A 1,720-nucleotide genomic window follows, 5' to 3' on the forward strand; every position below is an offset into this window, starting at 1 on the left:
ATAATTGCGGTTTAGTGCTTAATCAAAGGTCGTTGCGTGTTTGTAACGTCTGATTTTCCTTCGGAAAATCCTCGCATACAAACCCGCAACTATTCTTATACATAAACGTTACCCAACATTTGAACGCAACCATTCCTAAAATTAAGCATCTATAATAAAAACGTATTTATGAAAAAATATTTAACACTAATTTTATTTTGCTTTTTAGTCTATAGTTGTGGATGTGAAGATAGAGGTGCAATTGACATTAACGTTGAATTTACAGAATTTGAATCAACGATTATTTCATCTGAACTAAATCAAGAAAATGAATTTACAAATCAGAATTCTGAAATTTTAAATGCCCAATATTCTGAATTTGATTCTGAACCTAAAGTAATTCCCTTAAATCGAGACGATTGTAGCGTGACTTTCCTCGACTCAACTACAATTAAAATGTCATTTATTAATGAGGGAATTATATTAACAATAGCAATAGAAAAAAACGAACAAAGTTTGACCTCATTCGTAATTTTTGTAAATAATGACAGATTTTTATTAAACACTACCGAATTTGAGCAAAATATATCGGAACAGCAATTGACTGATTATAATTCAAATGGTTTTACATTCAATGATATTTTCAACTTTGAGGGAATATCTGAATTTGGAATTAATAAAATAATATATTCTATTGACAATGGAATTGAATTTATTGAATATGAAAACGGAAATTATTTAAAATTAACTGAATAAAAACGTTGGGTAACACCGTGTATAATTAATTGCTTGGTTCTCGCCTACTTACGAAAATACTCGCGTATTTTCTATTTGGTTTGTATTTGCTAAATTAGTTGCTTAACCACGCCACTAATCATACACAAAACCGTTGTGCACAATATCCGAACAGAACGCAAATGAAGGAAAATAAAGATAGAGTTATAATTGCAAGTGACGTGAATGAACGTGACGGAATTGGAGTTGAAATCTATCGAAATGACGAATTGATTGTGGAAATATTTAGAGACGACACGGAAAGAACGAGAAAAATACAGATTTTTAAAGAAAATATTTCGCTTGAATTAATGGAGAAATGTATTCAGACGTTTAAAAAAGAAATTCCTTGGGAATTCATAGATTATGAAGAAGACAATTAAAATAGGACGTTGGACAATTACCGACAATGGAATTGAAACAACAAAGGACAACAATGTACCTATTGAATATAGCGTTTTTGACATTTGGAGTGTTCAAAAAAAAGGCGACAACTATGTTTATGAATTGCCAGTTTATTTATGCGCTAAAGGTTGGGTTTCCAACTTGGATTTGCTTGACTTTAACAGTGCTTTTTTAGTTTGTCAAGAAATTTTTGAGAATAATAAGCCAAAAGACTTTCCGAAAGTTAGTTGGTCCGAAACACTAAAAAGACAATACAAAAGATTTAGTTATAGTCTGGACATAAATTCATTTGAAGGAAGAAAACAGTTGGAATATGAAAAAGAATATCAAGCGAATTTGACAATGGAAGAACAAATCGAATTATGCAAAATTGATTTAAATGCTGATTATTCCAAAGAACCAGAAGTTTTTGGAGATGGAAATAGCAGAAATAATTAAAAAAATACTGTGCACAACAAAGTACTGTGCTAAAAAACAAGTAAAATTCTATTATTTTTTTACTAAAGTACTTCTGTAAGTTTCGTCAAATATTAGTCCTGATTTAGCAATGGCAAAAGCCTGT

Annotated in this window: 3 protein-coding genes; all 3 read left to right on the plus strand. The window is 30.2% G+C overall.

Annotation, left to right across the window (positions count from 1 at the left end; translation table 11 throughout):
• The first annotated feature begins 168 nt into the window (after positions 1-168).
• The 3 genes from IEV77_RS17315 (at position 169) to IEV77_RS17325 (ending at position 1,596) form a co-directional block, all read left to right on the plus strand.
• A complete protein-coding gene (locus tag IEV77_RS17315; RefSeq protein ID WP_188467166.1) occupies positions 169-735 on the plus strand; it encodes a hypothetical protein in 567 nt (188 codons plus the stop codon).
• Positions 736-896: 161 nt separating this feature from the next.
• A complete protein-coding gene (locus IEV77_RS17320; RefSeq protein WP_188467168.1) occupies positions 897-1,136 on the plus strand; it encodes a hypothetical protein in 240 nt (79 codons plus the stop codon).
• Positions 1,120-1,596, plus strand: a complete 477-nt coding sequence (locus IEV77_RS17325; protein WP_188467170.1) for a hypothetical protein — start codon at positions 1,120-1,122, stop codon at positions 1,594-1,596. Before IEV77_RS17320 ends, IEV77_RS17325 begins: the two co-directional genes overlap by 17 nt.
• The last annotated feature ends 124 nt before the right edge of the window (positions 1,597-1,720 follow it).

Origin of the sequence: Xanthomarina arctica, assembly GCF_014638915.1 — a bacterium.
Classification (GTDB): Bacteria; Bacteroidota; Bacteroidia; order Flavobacteriales; family Flavobacteriaceae; genus Xanthomarina; species Xanthomarina arctica.